Raw genomic sequence first — 25,084 nt, forward strand, 5'->3', positions numbered from 1 at the left:
TCAACTCACTGGGCCGTCCGGGCGCCGGCTAAAAGCCAAGCTGGCGAGCGGCCAAAGAAAAAGCGGCAGCCTTTCGGGCCGCCGCTCGAAAGCGCTATCAGCGCTGACGGACGATGTAGGACCTATATAGCGCGATGTTCGGACGGTTGGAAGACCCTAGTCGCGACCCGCCGTCAGAAGCGTTTCGACGCGCGCCACCGCGCCCCAGGGCCCGCACGTCTGAGAGATCCGCTCCGCCCGACCGCGCCAACGAACTTCCAGATCGGCCGAGGGCGGGTCCAGGCAATGATCCTGCTCCGGCGGCGGCGGCGTCTCGACCAGCGCGGCGGGATCGTCGAGCAGGGCCTCCAGCGCCGCGCCCTCCTGCGCGTTGAGACGCCAATGTCGCTCGCTGGTCTTCCTGAAACCCGTCACGCGAGACACTCTCCAGCGGCCCTTGCCGTCGCGGCGCGCCACCAGGCTCGTCTCGCCGCCGCCCGTGAGCCATCCCTCGCTGAAGATCCGAACCTGGCCCTCCGCGCTGCTTGCCGGCAGGCCTGCCCGGGCTCGGACCTTCACGTGCCAATCCTCGACCTGCGACCAGGCCAGGGTCGGCGCCAGGACAGTGATCAGCAAGGTCAGCGAGAGGCGGTTCCAGGTCATGAATTCAGCCTAGATCAGAAGCTTGGCCGCATCCATCGCCGTAACGGGCTTCCGCGCCGCAGCATTTCCGGCCTATAAGCGCCCCCGCGCAGGCTCGCCTCCCCGCGGGACCTATCCCCAAACGAAGAGTCACAATGGACCTCTCCAAGATCGCCGTCGGCGTCAACCCGCCGTACGACCTGAACGCCGTCATCGAGATCCCGCAAGGCGGCGAGCCGGTGAAGTACGAGATCGACAAGGCCAGCGGCGCGCTGATGGTCGACCGCTTCCTGCACACGGCGATGTTCTACCCGGCCAATTACGGCTTCATCCCGCACACCCTGGCCGACGACGGCGATCCGGCCGACATCATGGTGGTGGGTCCGACCCCGGTGGTGCCCGGCGCGATTATCCGCTGCCGCCCGATCGGCGCCCTGATGATGGTCGACGAAGCCGGTTCGGACGAAAAGATCCTGGCCGTGCCGGTCGACAAGCTGCACCCGTTCTATACGGGCGTGTCCAGCTGGCGCGACCTGCCGGTGATCCTGACCGAGCAGATCGCCCACTTCTTCCAGCACTACAAGGACCTGGAAAAGGGCAAGTCGACCAAGATCACCGGCTGGGCCGATCCGGAGGAAACCGCCGAGATCATCCGCGCCGCGATCAAGCGCCACGACGAGAACTACTGAAATTCTTCCGGAGGGAGCAGGGAAACTTGCCCCCTCCGCGCCTTCGGCGCTCCCCCAGAGGGGGAAGAGCCTCGCGCATCCGGCTCCGCCCCCTCTGGGGGCGGACAGGCCGCGAAGCGGTCAGGTGGGGGCAAGTCCCCGCCGCTATTTCCTGACGAAATCCAGGAACACCGGCGCGCAGTCGCCCAGCTTCTTTTCCTCATAGCGCGTGGTGACGTGGTCGGCGGGCGCGGCGTTGCGATCGGCGGCCTCGTCGGCGAAGCGGAAGGCCGGATCGGCCAGCACCCGCTCGATGGTCCATTCGGCGTAGTCGGCCCAGTCGGTGGCGAAGCGGAAGGCGGCCCCCGGCTTCAGCACCCGCGCCAGTTCGGCCACGAAGGCCGGCTGGACCAGGCGGCGCTTGTTGTGCCGGGCCTTGTGCCATGGGTCGGGGAACATGATGAACAGCCGGTCGATACTGGCGTCCGGCAGCCAGCCAACCACGTCGCGGGCGTCGCCCTCGTGGATGCGGACGTTCTTCAGCCCTTGCTCCTCGACATGGCGGACGGCGCTGGCCACGCCGTTGACGAAGGGCTCGGCCCCGATCAGCAGCACGTCGGGGCGCTTGCCGGCCTGGGCGGCCATGTGCTCGCCGCCGCCGAAGCCGATCTCGAGCCAGACTTCCGTGGCGTCCGGCATCAGGTCGCGGGGCTGGAACGGCATGGTCGGCACGGCGATCGTCGGCAGCAGGCTGTCGAGCAGGGCCTGCTGGCGGGGCTTGACGGGGCGCGACTTCAGGCGGCCGAACGAGCGCAGCGGCCCATGGGGCTGTTGGGGATGGGTCATGGGCGGCGTCTTAGCGGTCATCGTCGCGGGAGGCCAGCGGCCCTGCGCCCTTCGAGGCTCGGCTGCGCCTCTCACCTCAGGATGAGGCATTCAGCAAAGCGCTCCTCATCCTGAGGCGCCCGCGCAGCGGGCCTCGAAGGACGCAGGGCCTCAATGAAAACGGGCCCCGATCGCATGATCGAGGCCCGTTGAACGGTCGGGGACAGGCGCATGCGCCTGTCCCCGGATGGCTTCAGGCCTAGGCCAGGCCCTTCAGCTCCGACACCAGGTCGGTCTTCTCCCACGAGAAGCCGCCCTCGTTGTCCGGCGTGCGGCCGAAGTGGCCGTAGGCGGCGGTGCGGGCGTAGATCGGCTTGTTCAGCTGCAGGTGCTCGCGGATCGAACGCGGGGTGGCGCCGCCGATCAGTTGCGGCAGCAGCTTTTCCAGCTGGGCCGGATCGACCTTGCCGGTGCCGTGCAGGTCGACGTGGAACGACACGGGCTGGGCCACACCAATCGCGTAGGCGATCTGGATGGTGCAGCGGTCGGCCAGGCCCGCGGCCACGACGTTCTTGGCCAAGTAACGGCAGGCATAGGCGGCCGAACGGTCGACCTTGGTCGGATCCTTGCCCGAGAAGGCGCCGCCGCCGTGCGGGGCCGCGCCGCCGTAGGTGTCGACGATGATCTTGCGACCGGTGACGCCGGCGTCGCCGTCCGGGCCGCCGATCTCGAAGCGGCCGGTCGGGTTGACCAGCCACTGGGTCTTCTTGGTGATCAGGCCGTCCGGGAAGATCGGCAGGATGTGCGGCTTGATCAGGTCCAGCACGCGCTTGGAGGTCGGGGTCTTGCCGCCGATCTTCTTCTTGTGCTGGTGCGAGACCACGATCGAGACCACGCGGACCGGCTTGCCGGCGCCGTCATATTCCAGGGTCACCTGGCTCTTGGCGTCGGGTTCCAGCTCCGACAGCTCGCCCGAGTGGCGCAGCTGGGCCAGGCGGCTGAGGATGTTGTGGCTGTATTGCAGCGTGGCCGGCATCAGCTCAGGGGTCTCGGTGCTGGCGTAACCGAACATGATGCCCTGATCGCCGGCGCCTTCGTCCTTCTTGTCCGAGGCGTCGACGCCCTGGGCGATGTGCGCCGACTGGCCATGCAGATAGTTGGCGTACTTGGCCTTCTCCCAGTGGAAGCCCTTCTGCTCGTAGCCGATGTCCTTGATCGCCGCCCGGACCTTGGGCTCCAGCGACTTGAGGATGTCCTTGGTCAGCTGCTTGTTGGCGGCCTTGTCGCCGCCCGGCTTGCCGGCCCGCACTTCGCCCGCCAGGACGATGCGGTTGGTGGTCACCAGGGTCTCGCAGGCGACGCGCGCCTCCGGGTCGACGCTCAGGAAGGCGTCGACCACGGTGTCGCTGATCCGATCGGCGACCTTGTCCGGATGGCCTTCGGAAACGCTTTCGCTGGTGAAGATGTAGGAAGAACGGCTCAAGGGTCAGCTCCGGACATGACGACGCCCGTTCGGACGGTCTGCCCGAAGGAACTAGCCACGAACATATAAAGATATGTTTATGTCCGCAAGCCGCCCTGGCCGGCTTTCGCCGATCAGGCTTCCGGCTCTTCCTCGATCAGCTCATCCGCCATCGACCGGACAAGGTCGAGGATGCGCCGGCGGACGCGGGATTTGCCGATGCGCGGGAATAGCGCGGCCAGCTCAAGGCCTTCCGGAGTCATCAGGAAATCGTGCACGAACTGCTCGGAGCCGTTTTCCTCGAAACCGTCGACGTCGGTCGGGTCGGCCAGGCCTTCGAAGAAGTAGGACACCGACGACTGCAGGCTCTTGGCGATCTCGTACAGCTTGGAAGCGCTGACGCGGTTGGCGCCGCGCTCGTACTTCTGCACCTGCTGGAAGGTCAGGCCCAGGTCATCGGCCAAACGCTCCTGGCTGACGCCGAGTATCTTGCGCCGCATGCGGATGCGGGCGCCGACGTGCAGGTCGATCGGGTTGGGCGAGCGGTCTTGGTCAGAGGTCGTGTTCATGCCGTTCAATCACTTGGGGGAAAAAGCCACGGATATCTGGAAGCCTGTCTGTTTCAGTTCGGGACTTTTTCCAAGCGCCGACCCCCTGGAAAGCGAATCGCGGCGGCGAATGAAACCAAAAGCAGCACTCCGAACGGCCAGTGCCCGAGCTTAGAAAACAGAGTCGGCGAGCCGACATAGGGCGCATTACCGTCGATCACGCCTGATTCGCCAAGATCCAGGCGGGCGCCGGGCAGGATCCGCCCCTGGGCGTCGATCAGGGCGGAGACGCCGGTCGGGGTCGCGCGGATCAGGGGCAGGCCCGTCTCGATGGCGCGGTAGCTGGCCAGGTTCAGGTGCTGCAGCGGCCCGGACGTCACGCCGAACCAGGCGTCATTGGAGACATTGACGATGGCCCGTACGCCCGGCGCCGGCTCGGCCAGGCGCGGGAACAGGCTTTCGTAGCAGATCAGCGGCTGGACCAGCAGGTTCGGGGCGATCCGCAACGGCCGGGGCGCCGGCCCGGTGGCGAAGCCGTCGCCCAGGTGAGCCATGCTCTTGACGCCCAGCTTCGTCATCAGGGCGTCGGCTGGCAGGTATTCGCCGAACGGCACCAGGCGGTGCTTGTCGTAGATCCCGACCACCTCGACGTCGCTCGCCGTGCGGCGCAGGGCGACCAGGCTGTTGTAATAGACCGGCTTGTCGGGCGTCCCCTCGTAGCGATAGCCGCCCAGCAGCATCAGCTGGCCGGGCTTGAGGGCGTCGACGATCGCCTGCCGCACCCAGCTGCCGGGGACCATGTAGTCGTTGATCGCCAGCGGCAGGGCGCCCTCGGGCCAGACCACGAGGTCGGCGGGCTTGCCAGCGTACGGCTTGGCGGTCAGCGAGACATAGGCCTGGACGATCTGGGCGAACCGCCGCTCGTCCCACTTGGATTCCTGCGGGATGTCGGCCTGGACGATGCGGACGGTGGTGAGCGATTGACCGGCGGCCGGCGGCGGCGCGGCGCGCAGCAGCCACCCGCCGGCGAAGAGCACGATCAGGCCGGCGAGGGCCGCCCCGACCGCGATCCGGCCGCGTCGCCCGTCACGCCAGACGGCCGGAGCCGCGGCGATGGCCAGGGTGATCCAGGTCAGGCCGTAGGCGCCGACCAGGGCCGCGATCTGCGACACGGCCGAGCCTGCCTTCCAGGTTTCGCCCGGCAGGTTCCAGGGAAAGCCGGTCAGGACATGGCCGCGCGTCCATTCCAGGGCCGCATAGGCTCCGGCGAACACCAGCACTCGGCGCACGCCAGGGGGGCGGACCAGGCGATAGAGCATCGCCGCCAAACCCCAGAACAGCGCCATCCCGGCGGCCATGGCGGCGACGGCGAACGGCGCCATCCAGCCCTGGTTGGCGGCGTCGACCATGAAGGCCTCAGCGATCCACCAGGTGCCGAGACCGAAATAGGCGAGCCCCGCCAGCCAGCCGCGAAAGAAGGCCGAGCGCAGGGGCCGTGGACCGTCGATCGCATCCAGCAGCCAGAGAAGCGCGGCATAGCCCAGCAGGCCCGGCAGGATCCCGAACGGCGGATGGGCCAGGGCGGCGGCCAGGCCCGCCAGCAGGGCCAGGCCCCGAGCGCGCCACGGCGTCAACTTCGGCAAGGCCGGCAGGGTCACGAAGCGGCCACGCGTCCGGGCGGGTCGGTCGCCTCGGCCTCCGGGGCGACGACGGGGCGCACCCGCACCCGGCGCACGCGACGCGGATCGGCCTCGACCACTTCCAGATCAAAGCCGGCCGGATGGGCGATCACCTCGCCGCGTTGCGGCACGCGGCCGGCCAGGGCCACCACCAGACCAGCGACGGTGTCTATGTCCTCTTCCATGTCGGGCGGGGCCAGGTCGCGGTCGAGGGCGGCCTCCAGGTCCTCCAACGGCGCGCGGGCGTCGACCTCGAACAGGCCGCCGGGACGGGCGACGATATTGGACACCTGGGCGTCGTCGTGCTCGTCGTCGATCTCGCCGACCACCGCCTCGATCAGATCCTCCATGGTCACCAGGCCGTCGGTGCCGCCGAATTCGTCGATGACCAGGGCCATGTGGATGCGGCTGGTGCGCATGCGCAGCAACAGGTCGGCGGCCCGCATCGAGGCCGGCACGTACAGCGCCTCGCGCCGCAGCCGGTGCAGGATCTGGTCGGTGGGGCCCGGGCGCTTGTCGTCATCGGCCAGCAGGCGGAACACGTCCTTGACGTGAACCACCCCGACCGGATCGTCCAGGGTCTCGCGATAGATCGGCATCCGCGAGTGCTCGGCCTCGGTGAACTGGGCCACCAGCGCCTCGAACGCCGTCGACACCTCGACCGCCACGATGTCGGCGCGCGGGGTCATCACGTCGGCCACCCGCAGGCTCTGGAAGGCCTCGGCCTGGTCGACCATGTCGACCTCGTGGACCATGGACGGATCGGCCGGACGCGAGGCCTCGGCCAGGCCCGGCACGCCGCGGCCCGCCAGGTCCTTGCGCATCTTGCGGAAGAACGCCCGCAGGCCCCGACTCAGGCGAGCCGGGCCGGCGGGCGTGGAACTCTGGTCGTCGCTGGGCATGCCCTGGCTTGGTTATCCCTCTGGGGACGCGGGTTCGGCATAGGGGTCGGGAATGTCCAAGCCCGCGAGGATCTCGCGCTCGAACGCTTCCATCGCCTCGGCCTCGGCGTCGTCCTGATGGTCGTATCCTAAGAGATGAAGCACCCCGTGCGCCACCAGATGTTGCAAGTGGTGCGCGAGGGGCTTGCCTTGCTCGACCGCTTCGCGCTGGCACACCCCGAACGCCAGGGCGATGTCGCCGATCTGGCCCTCCGGATTGGGGGGCGAGGGGAAGGACAGCACGTTGGTCGCGTAGTCCTTCTGGCGAAAGTCGCGGTTCAGCGCCTGGACGCTGTCGTCGTCGGCCAGCAGAATGACGATGCCCCCGCCCTCGACGTCTTCGTGGGCGTCCAGCACCGCCTGGGCGGCGCGCCAGACCAGGGCCTCGACCTCGGGCTCGGCCTTGGTCCAGGCCTCGTCCTCGATCTCGATGTCGACCGTGATGGTCATCTAGCGGGTCGTGGTCTGCAGGGCGTCGGCGTCGTAGGCCTTGACGATGCGCTCGACCAGCGGGTGGCGGACCACGTCGGCCGAGGTGAAGCGCGACACCGCCACGCCCTCGACGCCTTCCAGGATCGACACCGCGTGGGCCAGGCCGGAGTCGCGGGGGTTCAGCAGGTCGACCTGGGTCGGGTCGCCCGTCACCACCATCCGCGCGCCTTCGCCCAGCCGGGTCAGGACCATCTTCATCTGCAGGCGCGAGCAGTTCTGGGCCTCGTCGACGATGACGAACGCATGAGCCAGGGTGCGGCCGCGCATGAAGGCGATCGGGGCGACCTCGATCTCCAGCTTCTCGCGGCGGCGGCGCAGCTGGTCGGCGCCCATGATGTCGGTCAGGGCCTCCCAGACCGGCGCCATGTAGGGGTCGACCTTCTCGTTCAGGTCGCCTGGCAGGAAACCCAGCTTCTCGCCGGCCTCGACCGCGGGGCGGGTGACGATCAGGCGATCGACCTCGCCGCGCAGCAGCATGCCCGCGCCCTGGGCCACGGCCAGGAAGGTCTTGCCGGTGCCGGCCGGACCCAGGCCAAAGCACAGCGGGTGGCTGGCCATGGCCTCCATGTAGCGGGCCTGGCCCTTGGTCTTGGGCGAGACGTTGCCCTTGCGCACGGCGCGGGGCGAGGCCTGGCCGCCGGCGCTGTGGGCCTCGCCCACCGCCACCCGCACGTCGGCCTCGACCACCTCGTCGTCGGCGTCGGCCCGGTCGGCCAGGGCGACGATCGCCCGCTTGGCGCTGGAGCGGCCCTTGACGTCGCCGGTGATCGTCACCCCGCCGCCCGGGGTCTCGATCAGCACCTTGAAGGCGTCCTCGATCAGGGCGGCGTGACGGCCGTTCGGGCCGGAAACGGCGCGCACGGCGGTGTCGGACAGGGGCAGGAACTCAGGCGTACGGCTCAAGCGGGCTCCGGGAGATGTTGGGTCTCGAGCACCCCGCCCAGGCTCATCTTGGCGGACGACTCGATGCGGACAGGAACGATCTGGCCCAGCAGGCTGTCGGGGCCCACCGCGTGCACGGCTTGCAGATAGGGACTGCGGCCGACGATTTGACCGGGATTGCGGCCTTTTTTCTCGAACAGCACCGGCATGACCTTGCCGACCTGCAGGGCGTTGAACGCCTTCTGCTGCTGGTCGAGCAGGGCGTTGAGGCGATCCAGGCGCTCGGCCTTGACCGCTTCGTCCACCTGGCCCGGCATCGCCGAGGCCGGGGTGCCGGGGCGGCGCGAATATTTGAACGAGAAGGCGCTGGCGAAGCCGACCTCGCGAACCAGCTCCAGCGTCTTGTCGAAATCGCCGTCGCGCTCGCCGGGGAAGCCGACGATGAAGTCGCCGCTCATGGCGATGTCAGGCCGCGCGGCGCGGATCTTCTCGATCAGCCGCACATAGCTTTCGGCCGTGTGGTCGCGGTTCATGGCCTTGAGGATCTTGTCCGACCCGGCCTGCACCGGCAGGTGCAGATAGGGCATCAGCTGCGGCAGCTCGCCATGGGCGGCGATCAGGTCGTCGCCCATGTCGCGCGGATGGCTGGTGGTGTAGCGGATGCGGTCCAGGCCCGGGATCTTGGCCAGCCGGCGCACCAGCCGGGCCAGGGTATAGCCGCCGCCGTCATAGGCGTTGACGTTCTGGCCCAGCAGGGTGACCTCGCGCACGCCCTGGTCGGCCAGGCGCCTGGCCTCGTCCTCGATGGCTTCCGGCGGTCGCGACCATTCCCCGCCGCGGGTATAGGGCACCACGCAGAAGGTGCAGAACTTGTCGCAGCCCTCCTGCACGGTCAGGAAGGCGGTGACGCCGTTGACTTGGCGCTCGGCCGGCAGGGCGTCGAACTTCTCGTCGGCGGCGAAATCGGCGCTCAGGCGCTCGCCGGTGGCCCGGTGGGCCCGGGCGATCAGCTCGGGCAGCTGGTGATAGGCCTGAGGCCCGACGACGAGATCGACCGCCGGCTGGCGATGCATGATCTCCTTGCCCTCGGCCTGGGCCACGCAGCCGGCCACGGCGATGGTCATCCGGCCGCCGGCCTCGGCCTTGCGGCCCTTCATCTGCTTGATGTAGCCCAGTTCCGAATAGACCTTCTCGGTGGCCTTCTCGCGGATGTGGCAGGTGTTGAGCACCACCAGATCGGCCCCTTCGGGATCGTCGACCACGCCATAGCCCAGCGGACGCAGGACATCGGCCATGCGCTCGCTGTCATAGACGTTCATCTGACAGCCGTAGGTCTTGATATAGAGGCGCTTTTGCGGGGTCTCGCTCATCGGGGCGTTATGAGCGCGAGGGGGCGATCCTGCAAGGACGTGGAGGTCACACCCAATCTCCTTCTCCCGCAAGGGGAGAACGATAAGGAAGGCCCCTATTCCTCGATCGGAACCCCGTACAGCTCCAGCCGGTGGTCCACCAGCTTGTAGCCCAGCTTCCGCGCGATGGCGTTCTGCAGGGCCTCGATCTCCTCGTCCACGAACTCGACGACCTTGCCGGTCTTCATGTCGATCAGGTGGTCGTGGTGATGGTCGGGGGTCTCTTCGTAGCGCGAACGGCCGTCGCGGAAGTCGTGGCGCTCGATGATGCCGCTTTCCTCGAACAACCGGACGGTCCGATAGACGGTGGCGATCGAGATGTGCGGGTCCACGGCGTGGGCGCGGCGGTGCAGCTCCTCGACGTCCGGATGGTCGGTGGCCGCCGACAGCACGCGAGCGATGACCCGACGCTGGTCGGTCATGCGCATGCCTTTATCGATGCAAAGCTTTTCGAGGCGGTCCACGGCGACGTCTCCGGAAAGATGAATCCAAGCCAGATTCGCGGGCAAGATAGGGGCTTGGCCGCTAGCTGTTAAGCACCCGACGCATTACCACCGCGTCCTTGGCCCCATCCGCATGGGGATAATAGCCTTTTCTCAGGCCGACGCGGGCGAAGCCGGCGGTCTCGTAGAGCCTGATCGCCGCGACGTTGTCGGCCGCGACCTCGAGGAACATCTCGAAGGCGGCGGCTTCCTTGGCGACGCCGGCCGCCATCTCCACCAGGGCCGCGCCCCAGCCGCGGCGACGGGCGGCGGGCTCGACGGCCACGGTCAGGATCTCGGCCTCGCCGGCGATCGCCCGGCACAGGATGAAGCCCTTGGCCTCTTGCGAATCGCCCGCCTCGCCCAGCACGGCGAAGACGCCGGGGCCCTTGAGCAGGGTCTCGAACGTTTCCGCCGTCCAGGGCCGGTCGAAGGCGCGGTCATGCAGGTCGGCCAGGGTGAAGCAGGCTTCCAGCCCGACGGGACGCAGGATCATGCGGCCGGCGCCACGGCGTAGGGCGCGCGCAGGTAAAGCGGCCGGGGCGAATGGCTGGGCGCGGGCCTGACGGCGGCCAGGCGGGCGATGGCGACCGGATCGGCATAGGCCGGCGTCAGCACGGTCGCTTCGGGCAGGACGTCGGCGACCAGCGGCGCGCCTGAACCGACCAGGGTGGCCGGCCCGCCCGAACAGAGCTCGGCCAGGCGCGCGGCGGCGACCCCGACCTCCAGGGCGTCGGGGGCCATCAGCGCCTTGCCGCCGTCGAACACCTGCAGATAGACTTGGCCCATCTTGGCGTCGAGCACCCCAGCCACCAGCCCCGTCGCGTTCGCCGAGGCGGCCAGGGCCTCCAGCGTATTGACGCCGACGCAGGGGATCGACAGGGCCGTGGCCAGGCCCTTGGCGAACGACAGGCCGACCCGCAGGCCAGTGAACGAGCCTGGGCCGACCGTGACGGCGATGCGGGTCAGCGCGGCGAACCTCACCCCGGCCTCGGCGGCGACCTCCCGGGCCAGGACGGCGATGCGCTCCTGGTGGCCGCGGGTCATCGGTTCGCTGCGGGCGGCGAGGACCGTGTCGCCGTCCAGGATGGCGACGGAGCTGGCGGCGAGGCAGGTGTCGAGGGCGAGGATCATTGGACCGGCGCTCCGCCGCGCCACAGGAACTCCCGCAGGACAGCCTTGTCCCGCAGCGTCGCCTCAGGCGGCATCGCCTCCTGCGTCCAGCCGGGCACGCCGAACACGTAGCGCAGCACCGGCTCGCCGGGCTGGGTGCAGATTACCGCATGGACGTCGCGGTCCTTGCCCGCCCAGCAGCGCGGATAGTCCATGCCGGCGTCGGCCCACTTCATGCCTAGCGTCTCGCCGCGTGGCCCCTTGGGAGCGCCGCCGCTGACGCGGATGTCGCCGACCTTGGTCGTGCCGGGATTGCCCTGGATCTCGACCAGGCCGCCACCTTGCTCGACGGTGATGATCGGCGTCGCTTCGCCCGAGCCCTGATGCAGGAAGGCGGACTTCACCACCGCTTTCGGAAAGCGGGGCTTGATGGCGTCGAGCGAGAAGTCGGTCTGGGCCATGACCGGGCCGACCGAGAACTCGTCCAGCATCAGCGGGCCGCCGACATAGGGCGTGAAGCGGTCGACGGCGCCGGACGCGTCCTTCCGCGTCGCCATGGCGGGAGCCGGGGCGGTCGCAGGCGCGGCGGTTTTGGAGCCGGCCGGCCCGCAGGCGGCCAGGATCAGCAGGGGCGCTGCGAGGATCAGGCGTCGGAACATCGGATCAGGCCGCGCCGACGGCGGCCTTCTCGGCCGGGCGCCAGACGAACTCGTTCAGCTGGCCCTTGGCCTTCAGGACCTCGACCGGCGGCAGGCCGCCCTTGGCCCAGCCGGGGACGCCGAACACGTAGGACACGGTCGGGGCCTCGGGTCGCACGCAGACGGCCTGGTTGACGGTGCGGCCCTCGCCGGCCCGGCACTGGGCGATGTCGAACGACAGGTCGGCCCACCTTGCGAGCAGGGCTTCGCCCTTGGGACCCTGGACCGGCCCGCCGGCCAGGCGAATCTCGCCAATGCCGCCTTCGGAGCCCTTGCCGATCTCCAGCAGCGGGACATTGTCCTGCTCGACGGTGATGATCGGTCCGGGCGGGCCCTCGCCGGTGTGGATGAAGGCGCTCTTGACCACCGCCTTGGGGAACAGGGCCTTGATGGTCGCCAGGTCGAAGGCCGTCTCGCCGGTGATCGGGCCTACGCCGTCGGCGCGCACATGCAGCGGCCCGCCGACATAGGGCGTGACCGCGATGGCGACGGGTCCGGACTTGGGGACCTCCGCACCGGCGGCGGCCGGCGGCGCGGCGGTGTCGGCTTGCTTGGCGGGGCCGCAGGCGGCGAGCAGCAGCAGCGGAGCGGCGATCAGGGCGAGGCGCTGGGTCATGGGGGCGGTTCTAGCACCGGCCTTATGATGTTCGCCACCAGCACAAACCGTCGTCATCCCGGCCTTGGCGGCGCCAAGACCGGGATGACGACCTTTTTGGGATTTCGGGACCCGATCAGAGGATCTTCGTGGCTTCCTCGAAGGCCAGGCGCGGATTGCGCGGGAACAGGTTTTCTTCGGTGCCGTAGCCGATCGAGGCGATGAAGTTCGACTTGATGTTGGTCCCGGCGAAGAACTCCTTGTCGACGGCGGCGTTGTCGAAGCCCGACATCGGGCCGACGTCCAGGCCCAGCGCCCGCGCCGCCAGGATGAAATAGCCGCCTTGCAACGAGCTGTTGCGCAGGGCCGCGACCTCCTTGGCCACGGGGTCGCCGAACCAGTGCTTGGCGCCCGGGGCGTTGGGGAACAGGCGGTCCAGGGTCTCGGGGAAGTCCAGGTCGTAGCCGATGATGACGGTCACCGGCGCCTGGAGGATCTTCGGGCCGTTCGAACCCGACGACAGCGCCGCCAGCCTGGCCTTGGCTTCAGGGCTTTGCAGGAACACGAAGCGCGCCGGGGTGGTGTTGGCCGCGGTGGGGCCGAACTTCACCAGGTCGTACAGCTCGCGCAGCACCGGTTCGGGGATGGGCTGGTCGCTCCAGCCGTTGCGCGTGCGGGCCTTGGTGAACAGTTGGTCGAGAGCCGTGTCGGCGAGCTTGGCCATCAGCGATCCTTATCAGCGATATAACTGCAACTTATACAGTTACGATAAGGTCGCAAAAGGGCGCTGGCAAGGCGCCGCAGGTGTATTCCCTTGCCCCTACGCGCACGCGCGCAGGCCGGTTCGGGCCTAAAGCGTCTGCTCGACGCGGGTCACTTCCGGCACGTAGTGCTTGAGCATGTTCTCGACCCCGGCCTTCAGCGTGGCCGACGACGACGGGCAGCCCGAACAGGCGCCGCGCATGTGCAGCCAGACCACGCCGGTGGCGGGCTCGAACTTGCTGAACACGATGTCGCCGCCGTCCTGGGCCACGGCCGGGCGGATGCGGGTGTCGAGCAGGTCCTTGATCTCGGCGACGATCTGGGCGGTTTCGTCGTCGTAGACGCCGTCCTCGTCGTGGCCGCTCTCGACCTGATCCAGCAGCAGGGGTCGGCCGCTGGTGAAGTGGTCCATGATGGCGGCCAGGATCGGCGCCTTCAGGTGCGGCCATTCGGCGCCTTCGGCCTTGGTCACCGTGAGGAAATCCGGGCCGAAGAACACGCGGTTGACGTCACCCAGACGGAACAGGGCCTCGGCCAGGGGCGAGGCGTCGCCCTCCTCCATCGTCTTGAACTCCCGCGCGCCCTCTCCCAGCACTTCGCGGCCGGGCAGGAACTTCAGGACCTCGGGATTGGGCGTGGTTTCGGTCTGGATGAACATGGCGGAGAGATGGACCCGGCAGCCCCGCAAGACAAGAGGCCGGACCTGCGGCGGGGTGCCGCTTACGTCATCGTGACAAACCCACGGGCTTGTGGCTCCATCGTCAAAACAGATGTTTCAGGGAGGTCGCCATGAGCGACGGAGCCATCGACCTGTCGAGCGACGCCCAGAGGGACGCGGCCAGGGCCAAGGCCTACGCCATGCCCCTGGAACTGATCGACGTCGCCGATCCCGCCCTGTTCCAGGCCGACGCCCACTGGCCCTATTTCGAGCGGCTGCGGGCCGAGGACCCTGTCCACTACTGCGCCAACAGCGAGCACGGCCCCTACTGGTCGATCACCCGCTATAACGACATCATGACCGTCGACACCACCCACCAGGTGTTCTCGTCGGACAGCAGCTTCGGCGGCATCACGATCCGCAACTTCGACGAGGACTTCGTCCTGCCGATGTTCATCGCCATGGACCCGCCCAAGCACGACATCCAGCGCAAGACGGTCAGCCCGATCGTCTCGCCGGTGAATCTGGCGCTGCTGGAGGGGACGATCCGCGAGCGGGTCGGCGGGATCCTCGACGACCTGCCGATCGGCGAGACCTTCGACTGGGTCGACAAGGTGTCGATCGAGCTGACCACCCAGATGCTGGCCACCCTGTTCGACTTTCCCTGGGAGGAGCGCCGCAAGCTGACCCGCTGGTCCGACGTCACCACCGCCGTGCCGGGGGCCGGCATCGTCGACAGCGAGGACCAGCGCCGGGCCGAGCTGCTGGAGTGCCTGGCCTATTTCACCGAGCTGTGGAATCAGCGGGTCAATTCGACCGAGCCCGGCAACGACCTGATCTCGATGCTGGCCCACGGCGAGGCGACACGGAACATGCCGCCGTTCGAATATCTGGGGAACATCCTGCTGCTGATCGTCGGCGGCAATGACACCACCCGCAACTCGATCACCGGCGGCCTGCTGGCCCTGAGCCAGAACCCGGCGGAAGAGGCCAAGCTGCGCGCCGACCCGTCGCTGATCCCCAACATGGTCTCGGAGATCATCCGCTGGCAGACCCCGCTGGCCTATATGCGCCGCACGGCGATCGAGGACTTCGAGCTGTCGGGCAAGACCATCCGCAAGGGCGACAAGGTCGTGATGTGGTACGTCTCGGGCAACCGCGACGAGACGGTGATCGACAACCCGAACGCCTTCCTGATCGACCGGCCTCGCGCCCGTCAGCATCTGTCGTTCGGCTTCGGCATCCACCGCTGCGTCGGCAACCGCCTGGCCGAGCTGCAGCTGAAGATCATCTGGGAAGAGATCCTCAAGCGCTTCCCCAAGATCGAGGTGATGGGCGAACCCAAGCGGGTCTATTCCAGCTTCGTGAAGGGGTATGAGAGCCTGCCGGTGCGGATTCCGGGGCGGCTCTAGGCGCGGTGCGTCCTTCGAGGCCCACTTCGTGGGCGCCTCAGGATGAGGAAGTCTGTCGCTGAAATCCTCATCCTGAGGTGCGAGCCGCAGGCGAGCCTCGAAGGACGCAGGGCGTTCAGGCCCCCCAGAACCCCACCAGCTTCTTCACCTCCGCCACCGTCGGCGCGGCGACCTCGGACGCCCGCTCGGCCCCGGCCTTGAGTATCCGGTCGATCTCGGTCGGGTCGGCCAGGAAACGGCGCATGGTCTCGCCGACCGGGGCCAGCTTCTCGACCGCCAGCTCGGCCAGGGCCGGCTTGAAGGTCCCGAAGCCCTTGCCGGCGTACTCGGCCAGCACGTCCGCCTTGGTGCGCCCCGCCAGGGCCGCGAAGATGCCGACCAGGTTGTCGGCCTCGGGACGGGCGGCCAGCTCGTCCAGGGTCTCGGGCAGCGGTTCCGGGTCGGTGCGGGCCTTCTTGACCTTGGTGGCGATGGCGTCGGCGTCGTCGGTCAGGTTGATGCGGCTGTAGTCCGACGGGTCGGACTTGCTCATCTTGGCCGAGCCGTCGCGCAGGCTCATGATCCGCGCGCCCGGCCCCTGGATCAGCGGCTCGGGCTGGGGGAAGAAGCCCTGGACGCCGAAGTCGTGGTTGAACTTGCCGGCGATATCGCGGGTCAGCTCCAGGTGCTGCTTCTGGTCCTCGCCCACCGGCACGTGGGTGGCCTTGTAGACCAGGATGTCGGCGGCCTGCAGCACCGGATAGGTGTAGAGGCCGACGCTGGAGCGCTCCTTGTGCTTGCCGCTCTTCTCCTTGAACTGGGTCATGCGGTCCAGCCAGCCCAGGCGGGCCACGCACTGGAAGATCCAGGCCAGTTCGGAATGCTCGCGCACCGCCGACTGCGGGAAGATCGTGGCCTTGGCCGGGTCGAGGCCCGCGGCCAGGTAGGCGGCGGCGATCTCGCGGGTCTGCTGGGCCAGCAGGGCCGGGTCCTGCCAGACGGTGATGGCGTGCAGGTCGGCCACGAAGATGAAGGTGTCCATCTCGTGCTGCAGTCGGGCGAACTTCACCAGGGCGCCGAGGTAGTTGCCCAGGTGCAGGGCGCCGGACGGCTGGACGCCGGAGAGCACGCGGGTCGGGCCCGCATAGGGGACGGGGGTGTGGTCGGTCATGGCTTCAGCCTTGGAACTTGAAACGGGCATGGCGGGCGCGTGAGAACGCGAACCGCGCCGTAAGCGCGGTGGAACGGATCAGAGAAAGCTGCGCCATCGCGGCGCGGAAGAACCGATCGAAGCCATGGACGCTGGTTACCGGGCCGAGGCGTGGAGGGCAAGGCCCCAGCCGGGGACATGCGCTCGCGGCGTGTCCCCGCCGGCGGGCGCGGCGCTTGAATTTGGGGACACGCCGCGAGGGCGTGTCCCCGACCATCACTTGCCGCGCCTCAGCACGCCCTTCAGTTCCGACGGGGTCACGCCGCCGAACAGGAAGACCAGGGGCGGGTACAGCGCCGCGCCGACCAGCACGGTCAGCAGCAGGGCGAATTCCTTGGCGCCCAGGGTGTGGCCGCGCAGGCCAAGCTCGCGCAGCGGCGCCTCGATCAGCGGCCGCCAGTGCGAGGCGGCGGCCAGCGCGCCGCCCATGGCGACGCTGGCGGCCAGGATCCGGCTGACTCGCGACCAGGTCTGCAGCGAGGGGCTGTAGTGGCCCTTGCGCGACAGGCCCAAGGCCATCTGGCCGACATTGATCCACGAGGCCACGGCCGTGGCGGCGGCGATGCCCTTCACCCCGACCAGGTTGAACAGCAGGATGCCCAGGCCGATGTTCATGGCCACCGAGACCAGGGCGAAGCGCATCGGGCTCTTGGTGTCGCCGCGGGCGAAGAAGGCTCGGGAGTACAGCTGCTGCAGCACGAAGGCCGGGGTGCCCAGGCCGTAGAACAGCAGGGCCGAGGCCGTCTGGCTGGCGTCGAAGCTGGTGAACTGGCCGCGGGTGTAGAGGGCGTCCGACAGGAAGCCGGGCATGGCCACCAGGGCCGCGGCGGCCGGGATGGTCAGGGCCATGGCCAGGGTGATGGCCTGGTCCATGGCGGTCTGGGCGTCGTCGCCGTCGCCGGTGTTGACGGCCCGCGACAGCCGCGGCAGCAGGGCCACGCCGATGGCCACGCCCACCAGGCCCAGCGGCAGCTGGTACAGCCGGTCGGCGGTGGCCAACCAGGAACGGCCGCCGGGCACGTGGCTGGCCAGGTTGCCGGAGATGAAGATGTTGACCTGGGTGGCGCTGGCCGCCAGGGCCCCCGGGATGGCCTTGCCGATCAGTTCGCGCACCTCCGGCGTCAGGCGCGGCAGCCGCCAGTGGACCTTGGCGCCGGACTTGTTGACGCCCCAGGTCAGCAGGGCCGCCTGGGCCACCCCGGCGACGATCACCCCGACCGAGCCCCAGGTGGCGGCGCCGACGGCGGTGGTCTGGGGCAGGATGAAGACCAGGGTGGCGATGTTCAGCAGGATCGGCGCCCCGGCCGACAGCACGAAGCGGTCGCGGGCGTTCAGCACCCCCGACAGGTGGGCGACGATCGCCATGCACGGCAGGTAGGGCATGGTGATCTGGGTCAGCAGAACCGCCAGCTTGTACTTCTCGGTGCCCCAGCCGAAGCCGGGGCTGATCAGCATCATCAGCCAGGGCATGGCCAGTTGGCAGACGATGGTGATGACGATGGTCGAGGCGGCCAGGGTGGCCATGGCGTCGGCGGCCAGGATGTCGGCCGTCTCCTCGCCGTCGCGCTGCAGCGACTTGGCGTAGGCCGGCACGAAGGCGGCGGCGAAGGCCCCCTCGGCGAAGAACCGCCGGAACAGGTTGGGGAAGGCCAGGGCGGCGTTGTAGGCGTCGGCGGCCGGGGTGGCGCTGGCCCCCATCCGGTACGAGACCGCCAGGTCGCGGGCGAAGCCCATGAACCGGCTGACCAGGGTCAGGCCGGAATAGATCGCCGACGATTTCAGCAGGCCGCCGGCCTTCTTGGGCTGGTCGGGTGTCTGGGCGGGCTTTTCGGGGGGCGCGATGTCGGTCACGAGGGGCTTCTGCGTCCTGGGCGGGGGGCCGTCAAGCGAGGCCTTGGCGGCGGGCTGAGCTTGGCCCGGTTCGGCGACGGCCGGGGAAGGATTTCCGGAGGATTTTCGGCGGCGAGCCCTTGCCCCCTACGGACCGCTTCGGTCGCCGTACGTGCGCCCTCCCCATGCCTTCAGGTGAGGTCAGGATACGGGCGGTCTGAAGGGGTGGGGACCAAATCGGGTCGAGAAAGTTCAAGACTTTGAAATCCTGAAGCTTTGCCCGCTGAGCGCCGAGCATAGACCGCCGCGATCGTCAACCGCCCCCTTGCCCGGCCGGACCGCGCCGTCGGGCGCGGCCCCATCCGGGGCGGATGGGGCTTGAGCAAGGCGGACGTTCCGAGAATCCGAAAAGTGAAGAGACCTCGCTGAAGCCGGGCTTCGCGTAGGCCTTGAACGCGACGGCCATATGAGGTCCGCTACGGCCGATCCTCAGTCACACCCGGAAAGGCCCGGCGCATGATCACCGTTTGGGGCGGACAGACCTCGCGCTCGATCCGGGTCGTATGGGTGCTGGAGGAGATGGGCCTTCCCTATCGCGTGCGACAGGTGGACATGCTGGCCGCCGAGCAGGACCCCGCGTTCCTGGCGGTCAACCCCGCCGACTACATCCCGGCGATCCAGGACGGGGACGTCGTCATGGTCGAGTCGATCGCGATCATGGAATACCTGATGGCCCGTTACGGGCCGACGCCGCTGGCGCCCTCGCCACAGGATCCGACCTTCCCCGCCTACCAGCAATTTCTGCACCTGGGCGAAGCCGGCCTCGCGACCCTGATGATGCCCGTCGTCGTCAGCCGCTTCATCGCGCCCGACGCCGAGCGGGAGAACTGGGGCGCGACCTGGTGTCTGCGGTCGTTCCAGAAGCGGCTGAAGCTTGTCAGCCAACGGCTTGCCGACTCGCCCTACCTTGCCGGCGAGGCTTTCACGGCCGCCGACATCTCGGTGACCTACGCCCTGAACCTGGGCCAACGAAACTGCGGGATCGCCCTTGGCGACGCCGAACAGGCCTACCTCGCCCGCACCACCGGCCGCGACGCCTACAAGCGCGCCATGGAGCGTTCGCACGAAGGGGTGAACACCTGATCCCCGGCTCCCCCCGGGAATTTCGAAGCAGGCCTCCGCCCCCCTACCGCGCCACGCTGGCCCGCGCCCGCTTCAGCCCCGGACGGGTGTTCGGCGCGCCAGCCTCGTTCTGCTCCAGGGCCGCCAGCAGGTCCGCCTTCAGCGCCGTGATCTTCCGCGCCTCCTCGACCTTTCCGCCTTCGGCCGTCTGGACATAGAAGGCGTCGACCGCCCGCTCGCCGTAGCCGTCGATGTGGGCCGACTGGATGGACAGGCCGTTGTCGGCCAGGGTGCGGGCCAGGGCCTGCAGCAGGCCGGGGCGGTCGCGGCCCGAGGCCTCGACCACCGTGGCTTCGTTGGAGGCTTCGTTGTCGACCACCACCGTGGGGGCGATCGAGAAGGCGGCGGTGCGCGACAGCTCCGCGCCGCGCCGGGGTTCGACGGCCAGGGGCTCGCCGCGGCCGGCCGCCTCCAGGGCGTCGGCCAGGCGGCGCAGGGCGCGCGGGTTCTCGCAGCCCAGGGCCGCGCCGGTCACGTCCTGCACGTGGAACACATCCAGGGCCTGGCCCTGGCGCGAGGTGAAGACCCGGGCCCCGACGACGTTGCCGCCCAGGGACGAGATGGCCAGGGCCAGGTCGGCGAACAGGCCGCGCCGGTCCTTGGCGGCGATCACGATCTCGGCGGCGTTGGCGCCGACGGGCACCCGGCCCTCGGCGGCGGCCCCGCCCTGGATCGCCGCGCGGCGGGCCAGTTCGGCATGGGCCTTCAGGTCGTCCAGCGAGAACGCCCCGAAATAGGCCGCCTCCATGGCCTGGGCCCAGCCCTTGGCGGCCGGGTCGGCCTGGACCAGAGCTTCGCGCGCCGCCTCGGCGGCCGCCTCCTGGTGGCGCTGGACATTGGCGGCGGCGTCGCTGCCGCGGCCGCCCCGGAACACCGCCTCGGTGGCGTTGTAGAGCTCGCGCAGCAGCTGGCCTTTCCAGCCGTTCCAGACGCCCGGGCCCACGGCGCGGATGTCGGCGACGGTGATCACCAGCAGCAGGCGCAGGCGCTCGGGGTTCTCGACGATGCGGGCGAAGGCGGCGACCGTGCTGGGGTCGGCCACGTCGCGCTTCTGGGCGAAGTCGCTCATCACCAGGTGGTTCTCGACCAGCCAGGCCACCAGCTCGACCTTGGTGCGCTCGACGCCCAGGCGCTCGCAGGCGCTGCGGGCGCTGCGGGCCCCGGCCTTCTCCTGGCCGCCGACCCCGCCCTTGCCGGTGTCGTGCAGCAGCATGGCCAGGAACAGCGCCTCGCGGTCCTCGATCAGCGGCATGATCGAGACGGCCAGCGGGTGGTCGTCGACCAGGCGGCCGGCGGCCATGTCGCCGATCAGGCCCACGGCCCGCAGGGTGTGCTCGTCCACCGTGTAGGAGTGGTACATGTTGAACTGCATCTGGGCGACGACGCGGCCGAACTCCGGGATGAAGCGGCCCAGCACGCCGGCGTCGTTCATCAGGGTCAGGGTGCGATAGCTGCGCTTGCCGTAGGCCAGCAGCTGCAGGAAGGCCTTGGTCGCCTGCGGATCGCGGCGGACCTTCGAGGTGATCAGGTTCAGGTTGCGCGTCACCGCCGTGAAGGCGTCGGGGTGCAGGTCCAGGTCGCGATCGTCGGCGGTCTTGAACAGGCGGATCAGGTTGACCGGGTCGGCCTCGAACACCTGCGGACCGTCGATGTTCAGCCGGCCGCCGTCCTCGTAGAAGCCAGCAACGTCCAGGGCCTTGCGCTTGGGCCGGCCGCCGCCGGGCAGGAAGCGGGAAATGCCCTTGGGCTCGTGCTTGAAGTGCTCGGCCTCCAGCTTGGCCGAGAAGGCGCGGGTCAGGGCGCCGACGTCCTTGGCCACCAGGAAGTAGCGGCGCATGAAGCGCTCGACGGCCGGGGCGTCGCCGCGGTCGCCATAGCCCATGCGGCGAGCGATCTCCGGCTGCAGGTCGAAGGTCAGGCGCTCCTCGGGCCGGCCGGTGGCGAAGTGCAGGTGGGCGCGGACGGCGTGCAGGAAGTCGAAGGCGCGGATGAAGCCCTTGGCCTCGCGGCGGTCGAACACCTCCAGCAGGAACACGTCCTCGGGCCGGTCGACCGGGTGCAGGTATTCGGCGATCCACATCAGGGTGTGTAGGTCGCGCAGGCCGCCCTTGCCCTCCTTGACGTTGGGCTCGACCATGTAGCGGCTGGCGCCGGCCCGGGCCTGTCGGTCGTCGCGCTCCTTCAGCTTAGCCGCGACGAAGGCCGCGCCGGTGCCCTTCATGACGTCGTCGCGGAAGCGCTTCTTCAGCTCGTCGGCCAGGCGCTCGTCGCCGGTCAGGCGGCGGGCCTCCAGGATCGAGGTGCGGATCGTGTAGTCTTCCCGGGAGAGCTTGACGCACTCCTCGATGGTCCGCGAGGCGTGGCCGACCTTGAAGCCCAGGTCCCACAGCGCATACAGCATGTACTCGATCACGCTCTCGGCGTGGGGGGTCTGCTTGTAGGGGCGCAGGAACAGCAGGTCGATGTCGCTGAACGGCGCCAGGGTGCGCCGGCCATAGCCGCCGACGGCCAGCAGGCACAGGCGCTCGCCCTCGGTCGGGTTGCGGGCCCGGAACACGTGGACGGTGGTGAAATCGTAGAGGGCGGTGATCACCTCGTCGGTCACGCCGCTGAGCAGGCGGGCCGTCTCCAGGCCGCCGGCCCCGTTCTCCAGCCGCTCCTTGGCGATCATCCGGCCGCGAAACAGCGCCTGTTTCAGGATCTCGATGGCCCGGGCCCGCTGGCCGGCCTCGTCGCCGATCAGGTCGAGGGCGGCGGCCGACAGCCGGGCGCGCAGGGCGTGGCCGTCGACGACATGTTCCAGCGGGGTAGGACGAAGGCGACGGGGCATGGCGGCTATATGGGGTTCCCGGGCGTGCGCGTCGAACCCTCCCGGCGCGCCGCCGCCTTCACTATACGATGTCAGGTCTTGAGCAGAGCCTTAAGACGGTAGAGGGCGTCCAGCGCCTCGCGGGGGCTCATGCCGTCGACATCCAGGTCGGCCAGGGCCGCGTCGGTGCGGCTGGGCGCCGCCCGGACAGGCGCCGAGACGGGGGCGCTGGCGGCGAACAGCGGCAGTTCGTCCAGCCTGGCGGGCGACTCGGTCTTGCTCTCCAGGCGGTCGAGCACCTCCTTGGCGCGGGCCACGACCTGCGGCGGCACGCCGGCCAGCTTGGCCACCTGGACGCCGTACGAGCGGTCGGCGGGGCCGGCGGCGGCCTCGTGCAGGAAGACCAGGTCGCCGTTCCACTCCTTGGCCCGCAGGGACAGGTTCGAGACATGGGCCATCCGCGTCTCCAGCGTGGCCAGCTCGTGATAGTGGGTGGCGAAAAGCGCCCGGCAGCGGTTGACGTCGTGCAGGGCCTCGGCGCAGGCCCAGGCGATGGCCAGGCCGTCATAGGTGGCCGTGCCCCGACCGATCTCGTCCAGGATCACCAGGCTGCGCGGGCTGGCCTGGGTGAGGATGGCGGCGGTCTCGACCATCTCCATCATGAAGGTCGAGCGGCCGCGGGCCAGGTCGTCGCCGGCCCCGACGCGACTGAACAGGCGGTCGACGACGCCCAGGCGCAGGGACTTGGCCGGCACGTAGCAGCCGGACTGGGCCAGGATGGCCAGCAGGGCGTTCTGGCGCAGGAAGGTCGACTTACCGGCCATGTTCGGCCCGGTGACGATCGACAGCCGCGCCCCGGCCTCGCCGGCCGCGTCCAGGCGGCAGTCGTTGGGGGTGTAGGGATCGCCGGCCCGCTTGACGGCGGCCTCGACCACCGGGTGGCGGGCGGCGCGGGCCTCGAAGGCCAGGGACTTGTCGACGGTCGGGCGCACGGCGCCGGCGTCCTCGGCCCATTCGGCCAGGGCGGCGGCGACGTCCAGCCGGGCCAGGGCCTCGGCGGCCAGCTGGATCGGCTCGGCCTGGGCGACGGCCTCGGCGCGCCAGTCCTCGAAGGCCGCGACCTCCATGGCCAGGGCCCGCTCGGCCGCCTGGGCGATGCGGGCGTCCAGGTCGGCCAGCTCGACGGTGGTGAACCGCACCTGGTTGGCCAGGGTCTGGCGGTGGATGAACGTGGCGTTCAGCGGCGGCTGGAACAGCGGGTCGGCCTTGCCGGCCGTGGCCTCGACGAAATAGCCGAGCACGCCGTTGTGGCGGATCTTCAGCGGCACGCCGCTTTCCTGGCACAGGCGGGTCTCGAGCGCGGCCACCACCCGGCGGCTGTCGTCGCGCAGGGCCCGGGCCTGGTCCAGCTCGGGCCGCACGCCAGGGGCGACGAATCCGCCGTCACGGGCCAGGGCCGGCAGGTCGGGGCCCAGGCCCACTTCCAGGGCGTCCAGCAGCCGCGACAGCCCCACCTGCAGCGACGGGGTCAGGGCCTTCAGCGCCGCTTCCAGCTCGGCGGGCGGCGGCGACAGCGGGTCGCTGGTCCCGCCGACCATGCCGGCCAGCTTCTCGCCGGTCTTCAGCCCGTCCTTCAGGCAGCCCAGGTCGCGCGGACCGCCGCGCCCCAGGGCCAGGCGGGACAGGGCGCGGGCCATGTCGCCGGCCCCCTTCAGCACCTCGCGCAGGCGCTCGCGCAGCGTCCGGTGGTCGACGAACCATTCCACCGCGTCCAGCCGGGCGTCGATGGCGGCCGGGTCGAGCAGCGGCCGGGCCAGGCGCGAGGCCAGCAGGCGGGCCCCGCCGGCGGTCACCGTGCGGTCGATGCAGGCCAGCAGCGAGCCGTTTCGGTCGCCGCCCTGGGTGCGGTCGATCTCCAGGCTGGAGCGGGTGGCCGGGTCGATGGCCATCACGTCGGCCTCGGCGGCGCGGCGCGGGGCGCGCAAGGCCGGCAGCTTGCCGGCCTGGGTCATCTCCAGGTGGGCGGCGATCAGGCCCAGGGCTCCGATCTCGGCCGACGACAGGCCGCCGAAGCCGTCCAGGGTGTCGACGCCGTACAGCCGCTTGACCCGGGTCTCCGAGGCCTGCGGCTCGGACAGGGCCGAGGGCATGGGCTGGATCAGGCCGCCGCAGATCTTCAGGGTCTGGGACAGGTGCTCGTCCGACAGCAGCCGGTCGGCGACCAGGGTCTCGGAGGGGGCGAGAGCGGCCAGGATCGCGGCCACGGCGTCCTTGGCGACCAGGAAGCACTCGACCTCGCCGGTGGACAGCTCGACCGCCGCCACGGCCGCCTGGCCGGCCCGCACGGCCACGGCGGCCAGGCGATTGGCGCCGCGCGCGTCCAGCAGGCCGTCCTCGGTCAGGGTGCCGGGGGTGACCACCCGGACGATGTCGCGGCGGACCACCGACTTGGAGCCGCGCTTCTTGGCCTCGGCCGGGTCTTCCATCTGCTCGCAGACGGCGACCTTGAAGCCCATGCGGATCAGCTTGGACAGATAGGCCTCGGCCGCGTGCTGCGGCACGCCCGCCATCGGGATCGGCTGGCTGTTGTGCGTGCCCCGGAAGGTCTGGCTGATGCCCAGGGCGGCCGCGGCCTTGTAGGCGTCGTCGAAGAACAGCTCGTAGAAATCGCCCATCCGGAAGAAGATCAGGGCGTCGGGCTGCCGCGCCTTCATCTCGAAGAACTGCTGCATCACCGGCGTCGCGCCGGTGGCGTCATAGGTCTGGACGGTAGGGGAGGCGGGGGCGTTCATCCCGAAAGACTTAACGTTTGCCGCTGAATCGCAGA

At 69.6% G+C, this 25,084-nt stretch carries 23 protein-coding genes and 2 pseudogenes; 4 read left to right on the forward strand and 21 right to left on the reverse strand.

What is annotated here, in order from left to right:
* Window positions 1–156 precede the first annotated feature (156 nt).
* Window positions 157–642, reverse strand: coding sequence for a hypothetical protein (locus tag ASD47_RS13585; protein WP_056757321.1), 486 nt, complete (start codon window positions 640–642; stop codon window positions 157–159).
* Window positions 643–776: 134 nt separating this feature from the next.
* Here ASD47_RS13585 and ppa point away from each other — a divergent pair, with 134 nt between their 5' ends.
* On the forward strand, window positions 777–1,310 hold the full coding sequence (ppa, locus tag ASD47_RS13590; RefSeq protein WP_019848686.1) for an inorganic diphosphatase: 534 nt from the start codon (window positions 777–779) through the stop codon (window positions 1,308–1,310).
* A 144-nt stretch (window positions 1,311–1,454) separates the two neighbouring features.
* Here ppa and trmB read toward each other — a convergent pair whose 3' ends face one another.
* A complete protein-coding gene (trmB, locus tag ASD47_RS13595; RefSeq protein WP_056757414.1) occupies window positions 1,455–2,135 on the reverse strand; it encodes a tRNA (guanosine(46)-N7)-methyltransferase TrmB in 681 nt (226 codons plus the stop codon).
* Window positions 2,136–2,197: 62 nt separating this feature from the next.
* Here trmB and ASD47_RS27625 point away from each other — a divergent pair.
* Window positions 2,198–2,292 (forward strand): annotated as a pseudogene (locus ASD47_RS27625) (hypothetical protein).
* A gap of 81 nt (window positions 2,293–2,373) precedes the next feature.
* Here the strand turns inward: ASD47_RS27625 and metK are convergent.
* The 14 genes from metK to ASD47_RS13665 all read right to left on the reverse strand — a co-directional run bounded on the left by metK (window position 2,374) and on the right by ASD47_RS13665 (window position 13,835).
* The gene (gene metK, locus ASD47_RS13600) at window positions 2,374–3,597 is read right to left on the reverse strand and encodes a methionine adenosyltransferase (RefSeq protein ID WP_056757324.1); all 1,224 of its coding nucleotides are present in this window, start codon (window positions 3,595–3,597) and stop codon (window positions 2,374–2,376) included.
* A gap of 113 nt (window positions 3,598–3,710) precedes the next feature.
* Window positions 3,711–4,145 (reverse strand): helix-turn-helix domain-containing protein, encoded by a 435-nt coding sequence (locus tag ASD47_RS13605; protein ID WP_019848689.1) that lies wholly within the window; start codon window positions 4,143–4,145, stop codon window positions 3,711–3,713.
* A gap of 53 nt (window positions 4,146–4,198) precedes the next feature.
* On the reverse strand, window positions 4,199–5,782 hold the full coding sequence (gene lnt / locus ASD47_RS13610; RefSeq protein ID WP_056757327.1) for an apolipoprotein N-acyltransferase: 1,584 nt from the start codon (window positions 5,780–5,782) through the stop codon (window positions 4,199–4,201).
* Window positions 5,779–6,705, reverse strand: coding sequence for a hemolysin family protein (locus tag ASD47_RS13615; protein ID WP_056757330.1), 927 nt, complete (start codon window positions 6,703–6,705; stop codon window positions 5,779–5,781). Before ASD47_RS13615 ends, lnt begins: the two co-directional genes overlap by 4 nt.
* 12 nt (window positions 6,706–6,717) lie before the next feature.
* A complete protein-coding gene (ybeY, locus tag ASD47_RS13620; RefSeq protein WP_162251644.1) occupies window positions 6,718–7,176 on the reverse strand; it encodes an rRNA maturation RNase YbeY in 459 nt (152 codons plus the stop codon).
* A gap of 18 nt (window positions 7,177–7,194) precedes the next feature.
* Entirely contained in the window at window positions 7,195–8,139 is a 945-nt protein-coding gene (locus tag ASD47_RS13625; RefSeq protein ID WP_056757337.1) for a PhoH family protein, read from the reverse strand.
* Window positions 8,136–9,488 (reverse strand): tRNA (N6-isopentenyl adenosine(37)-C2)-methylthiotransferase MiaB, encoded by a 1,353-nt coding sequence (gene miaB, locus ASD47_RS13630; protein WP_056757340.1) that lies wholly within the window; start codon window positions 9,486–9,488, stop codon window positions 8,136–8,138. The genes ASD47_RS13625 and miaB overlap by 4 nt, the downstream gene beginning before the upstream one ends.
* Window positions 9,489–9,583: 95 nt before the next feature.
* Window positions 9,584–9,991: a Fur family transcriptional regulator gene (locus tag ASD47_RS13635; RefSeq protein WP_029589386.1), complete on the reverse strand. Its 408-nt coding sequence runs from the start codon at window positions 9,989–9,991 to the stop codon at window positions 9,584–9,586.
* A gap of 61 nt (window positions 9,992–10,052) precedes the next feature.
* The gene (gene rimI, locus ASD47_RS13640) at window positions 10,053–10,505 is read right to left on the reverse strand and encodes a ribosomal protein S18-alanine N-acetyltransferase (protein WP_056757343.1); all 453 of its coding nucleotides are present in this window, start codon (window positions 10,503–10,505) and stop codon (window positions 10,053–10,055) included.
* Window positions 10,502–11,143 (reverse strand): tRNA (adenosine(37)-N6)-threonylcarbamoyltransferase complex dimerization subunit type 1 TsaB, encoded by a 642-nt coding sequence (tsaB, locus tag ASD47_RS13645; RefSeq protein ID WP_056757346.1) that lies wholly within the window; start codon window positions 11,141–11,143, stop codon window positions 10,502–10,504. The genes rimI and tsaB overlap by 4 nt, the downstream gene beginning before the upstream one ends.
* Window positions 11,140–11,781 carry a DUF1131 family protein gene (locus ASD47_RS13650; RefSeq protein ID WP_056757348.1) on the reverse strand — a complete coding sequence of 214 codons (642 nt, stop codon included), beginning with the start codon at window positions 11,779–11,781 and terminating at the stop codon, window positions 11,140–11,142. The genes tsaB and ASD47_RS13650 overlap by 4 nt, the downstream gene beginning before the upstream one ends.
* A 4-nt stretch (window positions 11,782–11,785) precedes the next feature.
* Window positions 11,786–12,436 (reverse strand): DUF1131 family protein, encoded by a 651-nt coding sequence (locus tag ASD47_RS13655; protein WP_056757352.1) that lies wholly within the window; start codon window positions 12,434–12,436, stop codon window positions 11,786–11,788.
* A 115-nt stretch (window positions 12,437–12,551) separates the two neighbouring features.
* On the reverse strand, window positions 12,552–13,139 hold the full coding sequence (locus tag ASD47_RS13660; protein WP_056757355.1) for a malonic semialdehyde reductase: 588 nt from the start codon (window positions 13,137–13,139) through the stop codon (window positions 12,552–12,554).
* Window positions 13,140–13,265: 126 nt separating this feature from the next.
* Window positions 13,266–13,835 carry a NifU family protein gene (locus ASD47_RS13665; protein ID WP_056757358.1) on the reverse strand — a complete coding sequence of 190 codons (570 nt, stop codon included), beginning with the start codon at window positions 13,833–13,835 and terminating at the stop codon, window positions 13,266–13,268.
* 131 nt (window positions 13,836–13,966) lie between these two features.
* On the opposite strand from ASD47_RS13665, the gene ASD47_RS13670 reads away from it, so the two are divergent.
* On the forward strand, window positions 13,967–15,247 hold the full coding sequence (locus ASD47_RS13670; RefSeq protein WP_056757362.1) for a cytochrome P450: 1,281 nt from the start codon (window positions 13,967–13,969) through the stop codon (window positions 15,245–15,247).
* Here the strand turns inward: ASD47_RS13670 and ASD47_RS26665 are convergent.
* From ASD47_RS26665 to murJ, 3 genes and pseudogenes are all read right to left on the reverse strand, one after another.
* Window positions 15,245–15,337: pseudogene (locus ASD47_RS26665) on the reverse strand (hypothetical protein); the annotation flags it as partial. The gene ASD47_RS13670 and the pseudogene ASD47_RS26665 overlap by 3 nt on opposite strands.
* 25 nt (window positions 15,338–15,362) lie before the next feature.
* Window positions 15,363–16,397 carry a tryptophan--tRNA ligase gene (gene trpS, locus ASD47_RS13675; protein WP_056757365.1) on the reverse strand — a complete coding sequence of 345 codons (1,035 nt, stop codon included), beginning with the start codon at window positions 16,395–16,397 and terminating at the stop codon, window positions 15,363–15,365.
* A 255-nt stretch (window positions 16,398–16,652) separates the two neighbouring features.
* The gene (gene murJ, locus ASD47_RS13680) at window positions 16,653–18,287 is read right to left on the reverse strand and encodes a murein biosynthesis integral membrane protein MurJ (RefSeq protein ID WP_056757368.1); all 1,635 of its coding nucleotides are present in this window, start codon (window positions 18,285–18,287) and stop codon (window positions 16,653–16,655) included.
* 495 nt (window positions 18,288–18,782) lie between these two features.
* On the opposite strand from murJ, the gene ASD47_RS13685 reads away from it, so the two are divergent.
* A complete protein-coding gene (locus ASD47_RS13685; protein WP_056757373.1) occupies window positions 18,783–19,409 on the forward strand; it encodes a glutathione S-transferase family protein in 627 nt (208 codons plus the stop codon).
* A 43-nt stretch (window positions 19,410–19,452) separates the two neighbouring features.
* On the opposite strand, the gene ASD47_RS13690 is transcribed toward ASD47_RS13685, so the two are convergent.
* Entirely contained in the window at window positions 19,453–22,278 is a 2,826-nt protein-coding gene (locus ASD47_RS13690) for a [protein-PII] uridylyltransferase (protein WP_056757376.1), read from the reverse strand.
* Window positions 22,279–22,349: 71 nt separating this feature from the next.
* Window positions 22,350–25,049, reverse strand: coding sequence for a DNA mismatch repair protein MutS (mutS, locus tag ASD47_RS13695; protein ID WP_056757379.1), 2,700 nt, complete (start codon window positions 25,047–25,049; stop codon window positions 22,350–22,352).
* Window positions 25,050–25,084: the final 35 nt, after the last annotated feature.

Source organism: Caulobacter sp. Root1472 (genome assembly GCF_001426985.1).
Lineage (GTDB): Bacteria > Pseudomonadota > Alphaproteobacteria > Caulobacterales > Caulobacteraceae > Caulobacter > Caulobacter rhizosphaerae.